Source organism: Deltaproteobacteria bacterium (assembly GCA_020848905.1).
Classification (GTDB): domain Bacteria; phylum Myxococcota_A; class Polyangia.
In genome coordinates, this window is record JADLHG010000063.1 from 1 (window position 1) to 16,539 (window position 16,539).

Genomic DNA, 16,539 nt, shown 5'->3' on the forward strand with positions numbered 1-16,539 from the left:
CGTTCGCCCGCTTCAGCTCGCGATTCTCGCGCTCGAGCTCCTTGAGCCGCTCACGCTCACCCGTCGTCAGCCCGGCGCGCTTCCCGGTGTCACGCTCGGCCTGCCGCACCCACCGCCGCAGCGTCTCCGTCGTGCAGCCGATCTTCGCCGCTATCGAGCCGATCGCCGCCCACTCCGACTCATGCTCGTCCCGGTGCTCCAACACCAGCCGCACCGCTCGCTCCCGCACCTCTGGTGAAAACGTGCTCGGTCGTCCCATGTCTGCATCCTCTCAACAAATGGAGCCTCCAGGAAAGCCGGGGCGGTTCACCTCCAGCGGAGTGCCGGTCGGTCCGACCGAGCAACTTCCGCTACTTGGGTGCCTGGGGTGGATCAGTTTCCGAGCGGCGTTTGGATCAGTTTCTGACCGGCGGGATCACTCCAGAGCGCCCAGCGCGGTGCGGAGGGCATAGCCTGGGCCGACAGAAACCGTCGAGCTGAACCGAACCCCGCGAAGAGCCGCGCGAGAATGTCAGCGGAAAATTCGCGCTTGACGTAATACTCAACTAGTCAATAGACTGCTTGATCATGAGCGATGCCGCGCACCGCGTCTTCAAGGACCGCCTCTACGGACTCTTCGCGCGCGTCGGAAAAGCGCTCGGAAATCCGCACCGCCTCGAGCTCCTCGAGCTTCTCGCGCAGGGTGAGCGGACCGTCGATGCCCTAGCGACCGAGAGCGGCCTGACGATGGCGAACGCGTCCCAGCACCTTCAGGCGCTTCGCGAAGCCGGGCTCGTGGAGAGTCGCAGGAAAGGTCTCTTCGTCCACTACCGCCTCGCCGATCCGGCGGTCTTCGAGCTGAGCAGGTCGGTGCGCACGGTGGCAGAGAGGCGGCTCGCCGAGCTCGAGCGCCTGGTCCGCGAACATTTCGGCGATCGCTCCGATCCAGAGCCGGTGCCGATGAAGGAGCTGCTCGAGAGGGCCCGCAAAGGGGACGTCGTCATTCTCGACACGAGACCCGCGCACGAGTTCGCCGCGGGCCACATCGCCGGGGCGATCTCGGTTCCGCTCGAAGACCTCCAAGAGCGCCTGCGCAAGCTGCCCAAGAGCAAGGAGTACGTCGCGTACTGCCGCGGCCCGTATTGCATCTATGCCGATCGCGCGGTCGAAGTGCTGCGGAAGAAGGGGCGGCGCGCACGGCGCCTCACGGACGGCTTCCCGGAGTGGAAGGCAGCGGGCCTGCCGGTGGAGTCCGAGACCGGGCAGGAAGGAGGCTGAGCATGATGTTCGAACGCGGTCCCTGGTACATCGCCGGTCCCCTGCTCGGGCTCGTCATCCTCGGGCTGCGCGTCACACTGAACAAGCCCCTCGGAGCACTCGGTGGCTACATCGACCTCGCGGAGAACGCGTCGAGGCCGACTCGGCTCGGTTTCCGCGCCTTCGTACTGCTCGGATTCGTCGTCGGCGGGTTCGCGTACACCGTCGCAGCGGGTCGCTTTTCACCAGAACTCACCTACGGGACTGCGGGAGGCCTCCTGCCCGCGGCACCCGCAGGACAGCTCGCGCTCCTCCTCATCGCCGGGATCGTCATGGGCTTCGGAGCGCGAAGCGCAGGGGGCTGTACCTCGGGCCACGGCATGAGCGGCATGTCCCTCGGGTCGCCCGCCAGCATCGCTGCGAGCATGACGTTCTTCGCCACCGCCGTGGCGCTGGCGCACGGGTTCGCGCTGGTCATCGGAGGGAAGCCATGAAGAGCAAGCTAGCTGGTCTGCTGTTCGGGTCGGCAGCCGGATTCCTGATCGCCTGGGCGCACCTCACGGATCCCGAGGTCATCCGCAGGATGTTGCTGCTCAAAGAGGCGGACGTCTTCCTCCTGATGGGTGCGGCGGTCGTCGTCGCGGGCATCGGCGTGCGCGTTCTCCGCTTCGCGAAGGTCCGTACAGTCGTGACCGGCGAAGCAATCGCTTGGACGGTCGAGCGACCACGTGCGCGGCACTTCGTTGGCAGCGTCTTCTTCGGAGCCGGTTGGAGCATCGCTGGCACTTGCCCGGGCCCCGTCGCCGCGATGATCGGCGAAGGACGCCTGGGCGGAATGGCTGTCGCCACAGGACTGTTCGCCGGCGTCGCGCTGCAAAACGCGCTGGAGAAGAGACGGGGCGTGGCTGCACGTACCGCCGAAGTGCCTGGCGCGGCCGGGCTGTAGAGGAGTCGAGCGATGATTTTTCGTCCCTACTACTACTTCGAAACCGGCTGCGCCGCATACCTCTTCGGATGCGGAGGTCTTGGCAAGTGCGCCGTGGTCGACGCGCACGAGCGCGACGTCGATGCCTACGCCGCGTTCGCCGCCTCGAAGGGGATGCGGATCACGCACGTGATCGACAGCCACGTTCACGCCGACCATCTTTCCGGCGGTCCCGCGCTCGCCAAGCAGGTCGGCGCGGCCTACTGCCTGCACGAGTCAGCGGACGTGGCGATCCCGTTTGAGCCGCTGCGCGACGGACAGGAGGTAGAGCTGGGCAATACGCGCGTGAAGGTGCTCCATACGCCGGGCCACACGCCGGAGAGCGTGTGCCTCGTCGTATCCGACATGGGGCGTGGACCCGAGCCATGGTTTGTGCTCACGGGGGACACGCTGTTCGTCGGCGCTGTCGGTCGCCCCGACCTGCCGGGGCGCGCGCGAGAGAACGCTGCTGAGCTGCACGCCAGCATCCACAGCAAGCTCCTGACGCTGCCTGACAACACCGAGATCTATCCCGGCCATTTCGCGGGCTCGGCGTGCGGTGCCGGCATGAGCGGCAAGCCATCGAGCACGACGGCCTTCGAGAAGCGCTGGAACCCGCTCCTCGCCAAGACGCGCGCCGAGTTCGTGGACGCCCTGGCCGACGTGGCGCCGAAGCCTGCCGAGATGGATCGTACGCTCCTGACGAACCAAGGCCGGTCGGGGCCGCGGCCGTGAGCACCGTTCGTCTCGGCCTCCGTGAGAACCTCGCGCAGTTCTCGCTGCTCGTGGTCGTCAACGCCCTCGTCGGTGCGATGGTGGGGATGGAGCGCACCATCCTGCCAGCGATCGCGGAGCACGACTTTCACCTCGCCGCTCGGGCGGCCATCCTGTCGTTCATCGTCGTCTTCGGCGTTACGAAGGCGTTAGCCAACTATCTCGCGGGTCGCCTCTCCGATCGGATGGGCCGCAAGCATGTTCTCGTCGCGGGCTGGGTGATCGCGGCTCCCGTTCCCTTCTTGCTCATGTGGGCGCCGAGTTGGAGCTGGGTCCTCTTAGCCAACCTGTTGCTCGGCGCGAGCCAAGGGCTGACTTGGTCGACGACGGTCATCATGAAGATCGATCTCGCGGGAGCGAAGAATCGAGGCCTCGCGATGGGCTTGAATGAATTCGCTGGGTACTTCGCCGTCGCGGCATCTGCGCTCGCGACCGGGTGGCTCGCCGCGAGCTACGGCCTGCGGCCACTGCCCTTCTCCCTGGGCATCGGCTTCGTCGCTGTCGGTCTCGCGCTCTCCGCGCTCGTCATCCGCGAGACCAAGGACCACGCGACACACGAATCGCGCCTTCGTGAGCACGGGACGGACGCTCGACCAACGCAAGTCGAGGTCTTCTGGCGTACGACGCTCCTTGACCGAAACCTCTCGAGCGTCAGCCAGGCGGGGCTCGTCAACAACCTCAACGACGGGACGGCGTGGGGCCTCTTCCCGCTCTTCTTCGCGACCGCGAGTCTCAGCCTCGAGCAGATCGGCGTCCTCGCTGCCGTCTATCCTGCAACGTGGGGCGTCCTTCAGCTCGGAACGGGCGCGCTATCCGACGTTCTCGGTCGGAAGTGGCTCATCGCGGCGGGGATGTGGGTTCAGGCGGCCGGCATCGCGATCGTGATCCTGTCGTCCAGCTTCGGTGGCTTCGCCCTCGGGGCTGCGTCTCTCGGGGTCGGCACCGCGATGGTCTATCCGACGCTGCTGGCCACCATCGGAGACGTTGCGCACCCCTCGTGGCGCGCCTCCTCCGTCGGGGTGTACCGGCTCTGGAGGGATCTGGGCTACGCCGTCGGCGCGGTCGTGGCGGGCGTGTCGGCCGATGCGTTGGGGCTGCAGGGCGCGATGTGGATCGTCGCCGCGCTGACCTTCGCCTCGGGCGTGTTCGCAGCGGTGAGGATGACCGAAACGCTTGGCTCGAGAACCCCGTTGCCGAAAGGGGAGAGGAGTGAATCAGCATGGCCATCGCCTGTCCGATAGATCTCGACACTCGAAGGCTTCGTGACGAGATCCAATCCATCTATGCACGCGTCGCGGAGGATCCCGCGGGCGACTTCCATTTCCACCGGGGACCCGCCTATGCGGCAGAGCTTCTCGGGTACGAGCGCGGGACTCTGGCGGCGCTGCCGGACCAGACCACGGCCTCGTTCGCCGGCGTCGCGAACCCACACCGGCTCGGTCCGATCGGCGAAGGGCTGACCGTGGCCGACATCGGGTGCGGCGCGGGCATGGACCTGCTCCTGGCAGCGAAGGCCGTCGGTCCCCGCGGCCGCGCGATCGGTGTCGACATGACGGCATCGATGGCCGACAGGGCGCGTGGCTCTGCTCGCGCTGCGGGCCTCGAGAACGTCGAGGTGCGCCTCGGGGACGCCATGTCGCTTCCGCTCGAGGACGCGAGCGTGGACGTGGTGCTCTCGAACGGCGTCCTGAACCTGACGCCGGACAAGTCGGTCGCCTACGGTGAGGTCTTTCGAGTCCTCAAGCCCGGCGGGCGCTTCCTCTACGCGGACATCATCGTGGGCCACGAGCTCTCCGAGTCGGTTCGAAGAGACATCGACCTCTGGACTGGCTGAATTGCCGGTGCTCTCCCGGAGGGAGAGCTCGTCGAGGTCCTCGCGAGGGTCGGGTTCTCGGAGGTGGAGCTGAAGGAGCGGTTCGACGCGTTCCGCGGTACGAGCAAGGAGCGCATCGCCCGGAAGTACGGCGTCGTGGGGGTTAATGTTTTCGCGCGCAAGCCATGATGCTTGCCGATCACGGACAAGGGAGGCGGACATGCAGTCGGAAACGAAGCAGGAGCAACTAGCGAATCCGAACCAGGCGCTCTGGGAGAAGGGCGACTTCACGCGCATCGCCGAGACCATGCGAGAGAGCGGTGAGGCGCTCGTCAAGAGGCTCGAAGTCACGACGGGCCTCAAGGTGCTGGATCTCGGATGCGGCGATGGAACGACGGCGATTCCAGCGGCGAGACTCGGCGCGGACGTGCGGGGCGTCGACATCGCGAGAAATCTCGTCGCCGCGGGCAACAAACGCGCGAAGGCGGAAGGCCTGACGAACTGCCAGTTTCAAGAAGGAGATGCGTCCAACTTGCACGACCTGACGGACCGGTCCTTCGACCTCCTCGTCAGCAGCTTCGGCGCGATGTTCGCGCCGCGGCCCTTCGACGTGGCCAAGGAGATGGTACGCGTAACGAAGCCCGGTGGTCGGATCGTGATGGGGAACTGGATCCCCAACGACCCGACCCTCGTCGCGCAGATCCTGAAGATCAGCTCGTCGTATTCCCCGCCGCCGCCGGAGGGCTTCATCAGCCCGATGACCTGGGGAGTGGAGGACAACGTGGTCGAGAGGTTCGGGGGGGCCGGTATCTCCAAGAGCGAGATCTCGTTCGCTCGAGACACGTACACCTTCAATTTTGCTGGAACGCCCGTCGAGTTCGTCGACGCCTTCCGGAGGTACTACGGCCCGACCATGAATGCCTTCGCCGCCGCCGAGAAGAATGGTCGAGCCGACGACCTGAAGCGGGAGCTCGATGCGCTCTTCACCAGCCAGAACAAGAGCTCGAGCACCAGCTCGACCTCCATCCCGGCGACCTTTCTGCGCGTGACCGTCTCACGCTGAGCAGAGGCGTGAGGCCGCACAGTCCTCCCGCCGAACGGCGCCGGGTCACTCGGCTTGGCCCCTCTCGCCACCCACCGCCCAGCAGCTCCTCGGGCAGATCCGTGTGTGGTCTCGGCTCTCCGGGGTTGGTTTCGGCCCTCCGGGGTTGGTCTCGGCCCTCCGTGGTTTCGGCCCTCCGGGGTTGACACCCTTCACCCCCCGGCCGTGAGCGCCGGCTCCAGCTTGCGCTCGGCGTCGGCCAGCAGCCCGTAGATTCTCGCCGCATCCGTTGCCGCCAGCAGCGAAGGCACCACCTCCCCCTGCGAGAGCATCTGGACCAGCTTGGCCAGCCAGGGCAGGTGGAGCGCGTCGTACTTCAGACCGAACACGAAGAAGAGGTGCGTGGGCTTGCCATCCAGGGCGTCGAAGTCTACCCCGGTGCGTGAACGCCCGAGCACCATGAAGGGCTTGACCACCTGCTCGGGATGCCGCCTGAGCGTGTGGAGGAACGCGAGCCCGTTGCCGATGGCGCTCGGCATCACGTTCTCGCGCTGGATGAGCGCTCCGACGAACCAGGTCTCGTCGCGGACCAGCCCGAGCTGCTGGGCATGCGCGGCAAGCTCCACGATGACGGAGGTCTTGGTCTTACCCGCGAGCTCGGGCAGGACGTGGGCCGGCTCGAAGCAGCTCGCGAGCGCGAGCATCCGACGCGGCACCTCCGGCCGGGCGGACTCCACGTAGCGCGGCGTGATGCCGAGCATCTGGTCGTCGAGCCAGGTGTCGATCATCGCCTTCCGGAAGCGCCACTGGTTTCCGACCTTGACGCCCGGCAGCGTGCCCTCCTGCACCAGCTTGAGGACCGTGCGCTCGTTGACGTTCAAGTACGCGGCGAGCTGCTTGATGGTCATCAGGCGGTCTTCCATCCACACCACCTTCCTTTGCCGAGACCAGGACCGCCTGAGGGCCCAAACTTGACACCTTACGTTTCCTTACGTAGAAATACGTCCGTTGTCAATAACAGGGGTAGGATGCCCTGCGATGGCGTTGTTGTCGTAAGAGGCGATGGGTGCCCAGGCTGACGCGCATTTTGCTGTTTCACGAGGATAGTGCGGCCTCCGAGTCCCTGCGCTCGCGGCTCGTGAGCGAGGGTTTCGACGTCGCGACCTCGCGCACCTTCCTCGAGGCCGCTCCGCATCTCATGGCCGGACGAACGGACCTGCTTCTCATCCAACTCCCGGAGACCGAGTGGGTGCGGAACGCGATCCTGACCGAAGTCCGCCGCGCCCATCCCGCGCTGCCGATCGTGGCTCTGACGCCGGCCGTGTCGCCCGAGCTCGGCCAGGTGCTCGCACGCCTCGGCGTCGCCACGGTGCCTCCGACGGGCGATGGCTGGACGGGCCTCGTGGAGACGCTGCACCGGGCGCTCAAGGCGTCCGATCCCGCGTCCGGAGGTCAACGCTAGATGGCCTTTCCAGCTCCGACGCTCGGACGACGCAGGTGGCCGGAGGCGTCCCGATGTTTCTGACCGTGCGCGAGGCTGCGGCGCTGCTCGCGGTCACCGAACGCCAGGTCTACCGCTGGGTCGGGGAAGCGGAGATCCCGTTTCAACGCGTCCGCCATCAGGTGCGGTTCAATCGTACCGACCTCCTCGAGTGGGCTATCGTGCGCCGGCTCCCCATCTCGCCCGAGGCGCTCGACGCGAACCTCGACGCGGAGGACCGCACCCCCAGCCTGATGCAGGCCCTCCGGGTGGGCGGGGTCCACCACGACGTGCCAGGTACCGATCGCAACTCGGCTCTGCGCGCGGCCGTGGAGCGAACGCCGACGCCGGCGAGCTTCGACCGCGAGTTTCTCGTCGAGGTGCTGACGGCCCGCGAGAGCGCCGTCTCGGCGGCCGTGGGTCACGGGATCGCGATCCCGCGCGTCCGGCAACCGATCGTCGCGCCCGGCGTGGCTCCTACCGTGAGCGTGTCCCATCTACGATCGCCCGTGGCCTCCGGCGCACCCGATGAGACGCAGATCCAGACCATCTTCCTCATCGTGAGTCCCACCGTCCGGGCCCACCTGCAGATGCTGGTGCGCCTGGGGCGCGCGCTCCTCGACCCGGCGTTTCGCGCGGCGGTCGAGCGCCGTGCGACGACGGAGGAGCTGGCCGCGGAGGCGGGACGGCTCGAAGTGGCTCCTCCGCCCGAGCCGCCACCCCATCGCGCCGAGGGAGCCGATTGACGTGAGCCCTCTTGCGCTCGTCCTCATCGCGGCCGGAGCGATCGCTGGCACCGGCGTCCTCGCGCTGCTCCTGCATCGCGTCCCGCGCGCGGCGACGTCCGTCGCGGTTCTGGGTGCGGTGGCCGGTGGCGCGCTCGGCCTCTTTGCGGTGGTCCAGGTCCTGCGCGGTGGGGTCTCGGCCGCCATCGCCGCGCCGTGGCGCATCCCCGGTGGAGCCCTGCTCCTCGGGATCGACCCGCTGAGCGCGTTTTTCCTGGCCCCGATCTTCGTCGTCGGCGCACTGTGCGCGGTCTACGGCCGCAGCTATCTCGGCCCCCGTCCCACGCAGGGCGGGGAGCTCAACCTGCTCATCTCCGCCATGACGCTCGTGCTCGTCGCCCGGCAGGCCTTGCTCTTTCTGGTGGCCTGGGAAGCCATGACGCTCCTCGCCTATCTCCTCGTCACCGTCGATCACGGCGAGGCCGAGGTCCGGCGCGCGGGGCTGGTCTACCTCATCGCCTCGCACGTCGCGGTCGTCGCGCTGCTCGCCCTGTTTCTCGCGCTCGGCACGCGGAGCGGCGGCTCGCTCGACTTCGCCTCCATTGCCGGCGCGTGGCGCGGCGCCCCCTCCGGCACCGCGGGGATCCTCGTGCTCGCGCTCATCGGCTTCGGCGTCAAGGCGGGCGTCGTCGGACTTCACGTGTGGCTGCCGGTGGCCCACGCGGCTGCCCCGTCGCACGTCTCGGCGCTCATGTCGGCCGTGGTCATCAAGCTGGGACTCTACGGGATCCTTCGCACGACGCTCCTCGTCACTCCGGGCTCCTGGTTCGGCGTCGTGCTCATGCTCCTCGGCGTCATCGGCGCCTTCCTCGGCATCGCCCTCGCGCTCGGCCAGCGTGACCTCAAGCGCATCCTGGCCTACTCCAGCGTCGAGAACGTCGGGATCATTCTCGTCGGCCTGGGCCTCGGCTACTGGGCGCAGGCGCGGGGCGACGCGCGGCTCGCTGCGATGGGCTTCGCCGGCGGCCTGCTCCACATCTGGAACCACGCCGCGATGAAGGGGCTCATGTTCTTCGGCGCGGGCAGCGTCGTGCACGGCGCCGGGACGAAGGACGTCGAACGTCTGGGAGGTCTCCTGCGCCGCATGCGCTGGACCGGCCGGGCGCTCATCCTCGGTGCCGTGGCCATCGCCGGACTCCCGCCGCTCAACGGCTTCACCGGGGAGTGGCTGCTCTACGGAGGGCTGACCCAGTTCGGGATGTCGGGGCGGTCGCCGTCCAGCCTGGTGGCGATGGGCGGCGCGGTGGCTCTCGCCTTCGTCGGGGGGCTGGCGCTGCTGTGCTTCGTGCGGCTGGTGGGGGTCGTCCTACTGGGCACGCCGCGCGACGAGGGCGCCGCGCACGCCCACGAGTCTCCCGCAGGGATGACGGTGCCGATGTGGATCCTCGCTGCCGCGTGCGTCGTCGGTGCCGTGGCAGCTCCCGCCCTCGTGTCGGCCCAGACGCAGGTCCTCGCCGAGCTCTACCCGGCGGCCGGGCTCGACCTCGGCGCCGCCGCGAGGTTTCTCTCCCCGCTCGTGATCGTCAATCTGGTGCTCTTCGCCACGATCGCCTTGGCGACGGCGCTCGTGTTCCGGCGCGTGGACCGAACGCAGCTCCGCGAGACGTGGGGTTGCGGCTACGCGGCTCCCACCTCCCGCATGCAGTACTCCGCGCGCGGCTTCTCCGAGTTTCTCACCGCGCGGGCCCTGCCGCGCTGGTGCCGCGGCCAGCTGCGCGTGCGACCGCCGGAGGGAGTCTTCCCCGCCGACGCATCCTTCGACAGCGACGGGGGTGACCCGCTCACCCGCGGAGTCTACGAACCGCTCCTGCTCCGCACCGGCCAGCAGTTCTCGCGCCTGAGGTTTCTGCAGCAGGGCAACCTGAACATCTACCTCGTCTACGTGCTCGCCGCGCTGGTCGGTGGGCTCACGTGGGTCGCGCTTCGCGACTGGTCGAGCTGGTGAGCGAGAAACTTCTCATCGCGTCGATCGTACTCGCGGGCTTTGCCGGCGTGCCCGGACTCTTTCGTCCCCGCGACGGGCGCGCGGGGGAGCGCCTCTTCGTCGGACTCATGACCCTCGCCGGCGTGTGCGCCTGCCTCGGGGCCGTGGGTGCGCTCGCGCTCGGTTGGTCGAACGAGCTCGCCGTCACCTGGCTCGTTCCGGGGGGGCAGCTAGTCATTCGCGTCGACGCCATCTCGGCCATGTTCGTGCTCCAGATCGCCGTTCTCGCCGTGCTCGGCGCCTGGTACGGGCTGGAATACTGGCCGCAGCGCGGGCACCGCGACAATGGGCGCAAGCTGCGCACCTTCTTCGGCGCAGTGACCGCCGGCATGCTGCTGCTCGTGATCGCCAGGAACGCGGTGCTCTTTCTCGTGGGCTGGGAGATCATGGCGGCCTCCGCGTTTCTGCTCGTCAGCACCGAGGACGAGAAGCCGACCGCGCGAGAGGTCGGCTTCGTCTACCTGCTCGCCACCCGCGCCGGCACGCTCTGCCTGTTCGCGATGTTCGCCCTCCTCGGCGCCGCGGGAGGGTCGCTGAGTTTCGACGCGTGGCCCCGCGCCCTCGCCTCGCCCCTGCGCGACGCCATCTTCGTGCTCGGCCTGTGCGGCTTCGGCCTCAAGGCCGGCCTCATGCCGCTCCACATCTGGTTGCCCGGAGCGCACGCGAATGCACCGAGCCACGTCTCCGCGGTCATGTCCGGCGTGCTGATCAAGACGGGGATCTACGGGCTCGTGCGTCTCACGGCCTCGTGCGAGCTGCCTCCGCTCTGGTGGGGCTACGCGCTCATCGGCGCGGGGGTGGTCTCCGGAGTTCTCGGCGTGGGCTTCGCCATCGGGCAACACGACCTCAAGCGCCTGCTCGCGTACCACTCGGTCGAGAACATCGGCATCATCTGTCTGGGGCTCGGTGTCGCGCTGCTGGGGCGCAGCCTCGGGCGGCCCGGTCTCGTGGCGCTCGGCGTGGCCGGGGCCCTGCTGCACGTCTGGAATCACGGGCTCTTCAAGGCGCTGCTCTTTCTCAGCGCCGGTTCGGTGCTGCACGCCACCGGCACGCGCGAGATTGATCGGCTCGGGGGACTGTGGCGTCGCATGCCTCGCACGGGACTCGCCTTCCTCGTGGGTGCGGTGGCGATCTGCGGGCTTCCGCCCCTCAACGGGCTCATCAGCGAGCTCCTGGTCTACCTCGGACTCTTCCGTACCGGCGCCGAGGGGGGCGGCCCCTGGATGGCCGTGGCGCTGGCTGCCCCCGCGCTCGCTCTCGTGGGCGCGCTGGCCGTGGCCTGCTTCGTGAAAGTCTTTGGCGCCGTCTTCCTCGGGAACGCGCGCACGTCCGACACCGAGCGCGCGCACGAGTGCGGGCCGACCATGTGGGTGCCGATGGCGATCCTCGGCGGGACCTGCGCCTTCATCGGCCTCGCCGCGCCGCTCGTCGCGCGCGTGCTGGACGTGGGCGTGAACGCCTGGGCCGGGGCCGCCGCGACCTCTCCGATGCCCGCCCTGAACCGGATCGCGCCCCTGGTCTGGGTCTCGGCCACGAGCGCAGCGCTCCTCGTGGCGATCGCCCTCTTCGGCATGCGGCTCGCCCGACGAGCGCGCGCTCGCGCCGCGGCACCCGAGGTCGGGACCTGGGACTGCGGCTACGCGGCCCCCACCTCCCGCATGCAGTACACCTCCTCCTCGTTCGCGGAATTGCTCGTGGGCCTGCTCGCGCCGGCCCTGCGCCCGAGCCAGCACTCGCCTCGCCTCGCCGGGCCCTTCCCGGCTCCGGAGGGCTTCCACAGCCACGTGCCGGACACCGTCCTGGATCGGGCGCTCCGGCCGAGCTTCTCCTTCGTCGCGCGGCTCTTCGGGCGGCTGCGTCCGATCCAGCGCGGCAACGTGCATCTCTACCTGCTCTACATCCTCGGGACGCTCGTCGTCCTCCTCCTCTGGAGATGACCGTGGCCTACCTGCACCTCGCCATCCATCTCGCGCTCGTCTTCCTGCTTCCGCCGCTCTCCCTCGGCGTGATCAACAAGACCAAGGCCCTCTTTGCAGGACGCGTGGGACCGCCGCTCCTTCAGCCCTACTACGACATGGCCAAGCTCTTCCGCAAGGGCACGGTGCTCAGCCAGACGACCACCTGGGTCTTTCTCGCCGGGCCCGCCGTCGGGCTCGTGACGACCATCCTGGCGGCGCTCCTCATCCCGCTCGGTGGGCATCACGCGCCGATCGCCTTCGACGGAGACTTCGTCCTCTTCGCCTACGCGCTCGGGCTCGGCCGCTTCTTCACCATCGCCGCGGCCCTCGACACCGGCTCCGCCTTCGAAGGGATGGGGGGCGCGCGTGAGGCCACCTTCTCCTGCCTCGCCGAGCCGGCGGTCTTCTTCGGGTTCCTCGTGCTGGCTCGCGCCTCGGGCTCCTATTCCCTCTCGGGGATGCTCGGCCCGACAGTGGCCACGACCTGGTCGAGCGCGGGCGCCGCGCTGGGGGCGGTGGTGGTGAGCTGGTTCGTGGTCCTCCTCGCCGAGAACAGCCGCATCCCTTTCGACGACCCGAACACGCACCTCGAGCTCACGATGATCCACGAGGTCATGGTGCTCGACCACAGCGGCCCCCCCTTCGGCATGATCCTCTACGGGGCGGCGATGAAGCTCTTCGTCTTCGGCGCGATGGTCCTCGGCGTCGCCATGCCGCTCGGGGGAATGGACCCCTGGGCCTCGTGGGGCGTCTTCGTGGCCGCGACCCTGCTCCTGGCCATCGCCATCGGTGTCGTCGAGTCGATCATGGCGCGCTTGCGGTTGCCGCAAGTGCCGAGTCTTCTCGTCGCCGCGTGCCTGATCTCGGCCTTCGGCGCGGTTCTACTGGTGAGGTGACGGATGTTTGCTGCGGTCGATCCCCTCCTGGTCTCGATCCTGATGCTGAATTTCCTCGTCCTCGGGACGAGCCGCCTGCGCTCGGCGATCAACGCCTCGGCGATGCAGGGGGCGCTGCTGGGAGCGCTCACGGTCTTCGTGCACGGCAGCTTCTCCGCGCGCCCGCTCGTCGTTGGTGCGGCCGCGATCGCGATCAAAGGCCTGCTCATTCCGGCGATGCTTCATCGCGCGCTGCGGGACATCGCGATCCGGCGGGAGATCGAGCCCTACGTCAGCTTCGTGACCTCGCTCGTCCTCGGGGCCGTGGCGACCGGAGCGGCGGTCCTCTTCGCCGACCGGCTGCCCCTGGCTGCCGAACATCAGGACGTGCTCCTCGTGCCGGCGTCGCTCGCCACCGTGCTCACCGGCTTTCTGATCATGTCCACGCGGCGCGAGGCCATCACGCAGGTCGTGGGCTACCTGGTGCTCGAGAACGGCATCTTCATCATGGGGCTGACCCTCCACGACGCTATGCCGTCGCTCGTCGAGGTCGGCGTGCTGCTCGACCTGCTCGTCGCGATCTTCGTCATCGGGGTCGTGATCAACCACATCAGCCGCGAGTTCGCCTCGCTCGACGTGGCGCGGCTCGACACGCTGAAGGAATGATCGATGGCCATCGCGCTCTTCCTCGCACCGCTGCTCTTCGCGCTGGCCGCGTTCGTCGTGCCGTCGCCCCGCGTCCGGCCGTGGCTCGTGCCCCTCGGCGCCGCCGTCCACCTCGGGCTCACGATCGTGGCGCTGCGCGGAGTCGGCCCCATCTCCGCCTTCGACGGCTGGATCGTCCTCGACAAGCTCGGCCGCGTGGCGCTGCCCCTCGTGTCCACGCTGTTCTTCGCCTGCTCGCTCTACGTGCCGACCTACCTGGGTCTGCGCGCCGAGCGTCCCAATAGGCTCTTCTGCGGCGCGCTGCTCGCCTTCCTCTCGATGATGACGCTCATCACCATCTCGCACCACATGGGGCTCATGTGGGTGGCGCTGGAGGCCAATACGCTCGCCTCGGCGCCGCTTCTCCTCTTCAACCAGAACGCGCGCTCGCTCGAGGCGACCTGGAAGTATCTCGTCGTCGGTGGCGTCGGCATCGCGCTCGCGCTGCTCGGGTCGTTCTTCCTCGCCTACGCGGCGCTTCACGCGGGTCTACGCGGCTCGCTGCTCATCGACGATCTGGTGCAGCAGGCGCCGATGCTCTCGCGGCCGTGGCTCCACACCGCGTTCATCGTGCTCTTCGTCGGGTACGGCACGAAGATGGGGCTCGCGCCCATGCACACCTGGAAGCCGGACGCGTACGGCGAGGCGCCCGGGCTCGTGGGAGCGCTCCTCGCCGGTGGCCTGACCACCTGCGCGTTCCTCGCCCTTCTGCGCTTCTACCAGGTCTGCTCGGCTGCCGGCGAGGGCGCCTTCGCTCGCGAGCTGATGGTGGTGATCGGCCTCCTCTCCATGGCCGTGGCGGGGGTCTTCATGGCGCGACAGCGCGACTACAAGCGGATGCTCGCCTACTCGAGCGTGGAGCACATGGGCATCCTGGTGCTGGGCATCGGGATCGGCGGACTCGCCGCGTTTGGCGCCATGCTCCACCTCGTGAACAACGCCCTGACGAAGGGGGTGATGTTCATCGCGGCGGCGAACATCCATCGGGCCTACGGCACCAAGACGACCGACACGGTGGGGGGGGCGCTGCGCCGCGTTCCGGCGTCGGCCGCGCTCTTTCTCGCCGGCTTCTTCGCGGTGACGGGCTCGCCCCCCTTCGGCCCCTTCTTGAGCGAGTTCACCATTCTCAGGGGAGCCTTCGCCGCCGGGCGCTACGGCGTCGCTGCGGCCTTTCTGGGGCTGCTCTTCGTCGTCTTCGTGGGGATGGGTGGCACCGTGCTAGCGGTGGTGCAGGGGACGCCGCGCGAGGACCTGCCCGACACGGGCTTTCGCGACAGCATCGGCACCGTGGGTCCCGCGCTGATCCTGCTCATCGCGGTGGTGGTCCTCGGCGTCTGGGTGCCTCCGGGCCTGGACGCGGCGCTCAGGGACGCCGCGAACCTGGTGGAGACGGGACGATGACCGCCCCCTTCCGGACCGTGGCCAACGGCGACGTCCTACCTCGGGCGGAACTTCCACGCCTCGAGCTCGGCGCCTTTCGCGAGGCGGTGCTCGGTGCTCGGAGTCGCGGCCGCCGCGTGAGCGCGCTTTTCGGGGTGCCTGAGGCAGCTGGGCTCGCCCTCTATGCGGTGCTCGCGGACGACGACGCCGGACTGCTCGAGTGCGCCTCGGCCGCGCTCACCGAGGACGCCTTTCCGTCCATGACGCCCGAGTGCCACGAGGTGCACCTCTTCGAGCGCGAGCTCGCCGAGCAGTGGGGCGTGGTGCCGACGGGGCATCCGTGGCTCAAGCCGGTGCGCTTCCACCCGAGCTACCGTCCGGGGCACGACGCCTGGGACCGCACTCGCGAGGCCGCTCCCGTCGTCGGCGTGACGGACTTCTTCCGGGTGGAAGGGGAGGAGATCCACGAGGTGGCGGTCGGCCCGGTGCACGCCGGCGTGATCGAGCCCGGGCACTTCCGCTTCCAGTGCCACGGCGAGCACGTCTACCACCTCGAGATCTCGCTCGGGTATCAGCATCGTGGCCTCGAGCGCAAGCTCGTGGGCGGCCCCGAGAAGCGAACCATCCATTACATGGAGACGCTCGCCGGCGACACGAGCGTCGGCCACGCGACGGCGTACTGCCAGCTCCTCGAGGCGCTCGGCGGGCGGCGCGCCACCCCGCGGGCCTACGCGCTCCGCGGGATCGCCCTCGAGCTCGAGCGGCTCGCGAATCACACGGGCGATCTCGGCGCGCTGGCGGGCGACGTGGGGTTCTTGCCCACCGCTTCGTACTGCGGTCGCCTGCGGGGCGACTTCCTCAACATGACGGCTCTCCTGTGCGGCAGCCGCTTCGGGCGCGGCCTCGTTCGCCCGGGTGGGGTGGCCTTCGACGTGGACGACGCGCGCACCGCCGAGCTCGGGAGGCGGCTCGAGGCGGCGGCTCGCGATGTCCGGAACGCGGCGCAGCTCCTCTGGGGAGCGCCCACGGTGATGGCGCGCTTCGAGGATACGGGCCACGTGACGGCGGAGCTCGCCGCAAAGCTGGGGCTCGTCGGGCCCGCGGCGCGTGCGAGCGGCTTGCGGCGAGACGTGCGCAAGACGCACCCGACGGGGATCTTCCAGCTGGTGCATATCCCGCTCTCGGTGGCCGAATCCGGCGACGTCTTCGCCCGCGCGTACGTGCGGTGGCTCGAAATAGAACGATCGATCGATTACGTGCGCTCCCAGCTGCGCGAGCTGCCGGCAGGCGCGGCACGGCGGGAATGCCCGGCCCTGGCGCCAGAGTGCCTCGCGGTCTCGCTGGTCGAGGGGTGGCGGGGCGAGATCTGCCACGTTGCGTTGACGGACGAGCTCGGCCGGTTCGCCGCCTACAAGGTAATAGATCCTTCGTTCCATAACTGGACCGGGCTCGCCATGGCGCTCCGGGACCAGCAGATCTCGGACTTCCCGCTCTGCAACAAGAGCTTCAACTTGTCGTACTGCGGACACGACCTCTAGGTGAC

The 16,539-nt window shown here is 68.8% G+C and carries 17 protein-coding genes; 15 read left to right on the top strand and 2 right to left on the bottom strand.

The window, feature by feature from the left end:
• Nucleotides 1–259: transposase (locus IT371_27460; GenBank protein MCC6751420.1), on the bottom strand; the 259-nt coding region annotated here is incomplete at its 3' end.
• 308 nt (nt 260–567) lie between these two features.
• On the opposite strand from IT371_27460, the gene IT371_27465 reads away from it, so the two are divergent.
• From IT371_27465 to IT371_27495, 7 genes are all read left to right on the top strand, one after another.
• Nucleotides 568–1,257 (top strand): metalloregulator ArsR/SmtB family transcription factor, encoded by a 690-nt coding sequence (locus tag IT371_27465; protein MCC6751421.1) that lies wholly within the window; start codon nt 568–570, stop codon nt 1,255–1,257.
• 2 nt (nt 1,258–1,259) lie between these two features.
• Nucleotides 1,260–1,730 carry a YeeE/YedE family protein gene (locus tag IT371_27470; GenBank protein MCC6751422.1) on the top strand — a complete coding sequence of 157 codons (471 nt, stop codon included), beginning with the start codon at nt 1,260–1,262 and terminating at the stop codon, nt 1,728–1,730.
• Nucleotides 1,727–2,182: a YeeE/YedE family protein gene (locus IT371_27475; GenBank protein ID MCC6751423.1), complete on the top strand. Its 456-nt coding sequence runs from the start codon at nt 1,727–1,729 to the stop codon at nt 2,180–2,182. Before IT371_27470 ends, IT371_27475 begins: the two co-directional genes overlap by 4 nt.
• A 12-nt stretch (nt 2,183–2,194) precedes the next feature.
• A complete protein-coding gene (locus tag IT371_27480; GenBank protein MCC6751424.1) occupies nt 2,195–2,935 on the top strand; it encodes an MBL fold metallo-hydrolase in 741 nt (246 codons plus the stop codon).
• A gap of 77 nt (nt 2,936–3,012) precedes the next feature.
• Nucleotides 3,013–4,215, top strand: a complete 1,203-nt coding sequence (locus IT371_27485) for an MFS transporter (protein MCC6751425.1) — start codon at nt 3,013–3,015, stop codon at nt 4,213–4,215.
• Entirely contained in the window at nt 4,194–4,808 is a 615-nt protein-coding gene (locus IT371_27490; GenBank protein ID MCC6751426.1) for a methyltransferase domain-containing protein, read from the top strand. The genes IT371_27485 and IT371_27490 overlap by 22 nt, the downstream gene beginning before the upstream one ends.
• 199 nt (nt 4,809–5,007) lie before the next feature.
• A complete protein-coding gene (locus tag IT371_27495; protein ID MCC6751427.1) occupies nt 5,008–5,850 on the top strand; it encodes a class I SAM-dependent methyltransferase in 843 nt (280 codons plus the stop codon).
• Between the two features lie 191 nt (nt 5,851–6,041).
• Here the strand turns inward: IT371_27495 and IT371_27500 are convergent, their stop codons facing one another.
• A complete protein-coding gene (locus IT371_27500; GenBank protein MCC6751428.1) occupies nt 6,042–6,752 on the bottom strand; it encodes a PTS sugar transporter subunit IIA in 711 nt (236 codons plus the stop codon).
• A 143-nt stretch (nt 6,753–6,895) separates the two neighbouring features.
• Here IT371_27500 and IT371_27505 point away from each other — a divergent pair, with 143 nt between their 5' ends.
• Genes IT371_27505 through IT371_27540 form a run of 8 tightly spaced genes read left to right on the top strand, consistent with a single transcriptional unit; the run spans nt 6,896 to nt 16,534 of the window.
• Complete coding sequence (locus IT371_27505; GenBank protein ID MCC6751429.1) at nt 6,896–7,291, top strand: hypothetical protein; 396 nt, start codon at nt 6,896–6,898, stop codon at nt 7,289–7,291.
• Nucleotides 7,292–7,344: 53 nt separating this feature from the next.
• A complete protein-coding gene (locus IT371_27510; protein ID MCC6751430.1) occupies nt 7,345–8,055 on the top strand; it encodes a PTS sugar transporter subunit IIA in 711 nt (236 codons plus the stop codon).
• A gap of 25 nt (nt 8,056–8,080) precedes the next feature.
• Nucleotides 8,081–10,039 (top strand): oxidoreductase, encoded by a 1,959-nt coding sequence (locus IT371_27515; protein ID MCC6751431.1) that lies wholly within the window; start codon nt 8,081–8,083, stop codon nt 10,037–10,039.
• On the top strand, nt 10,024–12,015 hold the full coding sequence (locus IT371_27520) for a hydrogenase (protein MCC6751432.1): 1,992 nt from the start codon (nt 10,024–10,026) through the stop codon (nt 12,013–12,015). The genes IT371_27515 and IT371_27520 overlap by 16 nt, the downstream gene beginning before the upstream one ends.
• Complete coding sequence (locus IT371_27525; protein ID MCC6751433.1) at nt 12,012–12,932, top strand: NADH-quinone oxidoreductase subunit H; 921 nt, start codon at nt 12,012–12,014, stop codon at nt 12,930–12,932. Before IT371_27520 ends, IT371_27525 begins: the two co-directional genes overlap by 4 nt.
• Before the next feature lie 3 nt (nt 12,933–12,935).
• Entirely contained in the window at nt 12,936–13,577 is a 642-nt protein-coding gene (locus tag IT371_27530; protein MCC6751434.1) for a hydrogenase, read from the top strand.
• Between the two features lie 3 nt (nt 13,578–13,580).
• Complete coding sequence (locus tag IT371_27535) at nt 13,581–15,017, top strand: hydrogenase (GenBank protein MCC6751435.1); 1,437 nt, start codon at nt 13,581–13,583, stop codon at nt 15,015–15,017.
• Complete coding sequence (locus IT371_27540) at nt 15,014–16,534, top strand: hydrogenase (protein MCC6751436.1); 1,521 nt, start codon at nt 15,014–15,016, stop codon at nt 16,532–16,534. Before IT371_27535 ends, IT371_27540 begins: the two co-directional genes overlap by 4 nt.
• Nucleotides 16,535–16,539: the final 5 nt, after the last annotated feature.